The 343-nt window shown below is 47.2% G+C and carries 1 protein-coding gene; it reads right to left on the bottom strand.

The window, feature by feature from the left end; translation table 11 throughout:
• Window positions 1–343: hypothetical protein (locus GQS64_RS11975; protein ID WP_198231766.1), on the bottom strand; the 343-nt coding region annotated here is incomplete at both ends.

Below are 343 nucleotides of genomic sequence, written 5' to 3'. Positions count from 1 at the left end.
CAACATTGTCTCCCTTGTCTTGCGACCAGATGATCGTTGCATCGGCAACCGCTTTCCCCTCATCATCCTGTGCCGTTGCCTTGAAGTCAAAATAATTGGTTCCGTTTGCTACTTTGCTTGTTTCATTACCAACAATGGCAACATTGATGACATGAGCCGCTGCTTTGGCGACAACAATAATCTTGGCCGACGCAATATTCTGCCCTTCAACTGACGGTGTCAGAATTAATGTTTCATCATCCTTGCCCGCCGTTACTGAGATTTCATAAATGCCTTCGCCAACCCGCTTGAAGGATGGATCAACCCTGGCTGTCTTTTTCCCTGTTACCCTGAGCGCTATATC

Source organism: Bartonella sp. P0282 (assembly GCF_048452985.1).
Lineage (GTDB): Bacteria > Pseudomonadota > Alphaproteobacteria > Rhizobiales > Rhizobiaceae > Bartonella > Bartonella choladocola.
Note: the sequence above shows the minus strand (reverse complement) of the source record. Positions and strands in the feature narration are given on the sequence as shown.